1 protein-coding gene is annotated in these 1,690 nt (G+C 55.7%); it reads left to right on the top strand.

Translation table 11 applies throughout. From position 1 onward, the window contains the following. Positions 1–610: 610 nt before the first annotated feature. Positions 611–1,366: a replication initiation protein gene (locus AWB83_RS35540; protein ID WP_061152631.1), complete on the top strand. Its 756-nt coding sequence runs from the start codon at positions 611–613 to the stop codon at positions 1,364–1,366. Positions 1,367–1,690: the final 324 nt, after the last annotated feature.

Genomic DNA, 1,690 nt, shown 5'->3' with positions numbered 1-1,690 from the left:
AGAGAGGACCACCCCCCAGAAATTTTCATTCGACCAGGCAAAAGACCCCTACCCACCCCGGGGGCCTTCCAGCCGATCAGGGGGCCTCAAATTGGGCCGTAGACGCCCACAGGGGGGCCGGCTGGGGTCCGGAAGTCAACCCGGGCAGGCAGGGTGCTGCAGGGCCGTATAGCTATACAGCTAGCTTTCTGTACATACGGCTGTACGTACATACATCCATACGTACGCCCATACAGCCATACGCCCATACGTCCATACGCCTACCTAGCTATCAACCTAGCTAGGAACCTAGATGAACCGGAGGGTTTGGGGCTGTAGGGCTCTTTCTCTACGGGTTTCCGGGTTTGTAAACCTGTTTGTATACGTTTGTAGAGGGCTGAATCCCTTGCTGGCATTGGGTTAGCGGGGAGCTATTCTGAGAAAAACCCGGTGAACTCTGAGAGAAACCCGGTGAGTCTGAGAGAAACCCGGTGTTATCCACAGACCGCCAGAGACCGCCAACTACGAGAAACCGGGTGCCTCAGGATATCTGAGGGGTGGAGACAATCTCAGTTACAGCTTATTCTGATGGGAAATATTCATCTGTGAGAAACCGGAAAAACCTCAGAATATGGCCCGTAAAGCTCCCCTCAAGCTGCTGACCAAAGAAGCAGACGACCGCCACCTATCCGAGAAACACGTAACCCTTCGCAATGACCTCGTAGCGGCATCGCATGGGCTGAAGACACTGGCTGAACAGAGGGTAGTGAAGTCATGTGCTGCCAAGCTCGACTCAGTGAGGCTCGATCAGGGCCGCTACAAGGTGACGCTATCGGCTGCTGAGTATGCAGAGACCTTCGGACTGGATTCGGACACCGCATACGACCAACTCAAGACCGTATCCAAGACCCTGATGGACCGGGTTATCCGAAGGGAGGAAGAGACACGCCGAGGGCTGAAGGTATACGTTGACCATTGGGTAACGGGTATCACGTATCACGAAGGGGAAGCATGGGTGGAGCTGCGGTTTAGCCACGAAGCAACGCCTTACCTCGTAGCCCTACGTGGCAACCACACCACCTATCTACTGAAGCAGGCTGCTGGCCTCCGCTCGATCTACTCATGGCGCCTTCTCGAAATGCTCATGCAGTTCAAAGACACGGGCTGGCGACAGATGGACGTACCGGACTTCATCAAAGCGATGGACGCCAAAGAGAGCCATGCAAAGGACTTCGGCCAGCTACGCCGATGGGTGATAGACCCCGCAGTGAGGGAGCTAACGGAAAAGGATGGCTGGCTCATCGACTGGCACCCGATCAAGGCAGGAAGGAAGGTCACCGCCCTACGCTTCACCTTCGAGAGGGACCCTCAGGGAAGGCTCCTGTAGCTACCCCGCGCCCATCCGCACAAAGGCATAATTCCCGCACACAAAACAAGATCAGCCTTACGGGGGCCATGCTGATGGACGTTACAGAGACTCGCTACCGCAACTTCAAACACCTCTTCGAGCAATTCAAGGAGGTAGTACGGAGGGATGACCCAAAGGCACCAGAGAAGGGAATGCTGAAGCTCTTCGGCGATAGATTGGGGGTGCGTGAGGCGTACATGTCGCACATCAACACCAAATTCAAGAACATCGGCCCAACGACCGCACGCAAGATGGAACAGGCGCTGAAGCTCCCGCACGGCTGGATGGATCAGGTTCATGGAC

Origin of the sequence: Caballeronia ptereochthonis, from assembly GCF_001545075.1 — a bacterium.
Lineage (GTDB): Bacteria > Pseudomonadota > Gammaproteobacteria > Burkholderiales > Burkholderiaceae > Caballeronia > Caballeronia ptereochthonis.
This window is presented reverse-complemented; position numbering and strand designations above follow the sequence as displayed.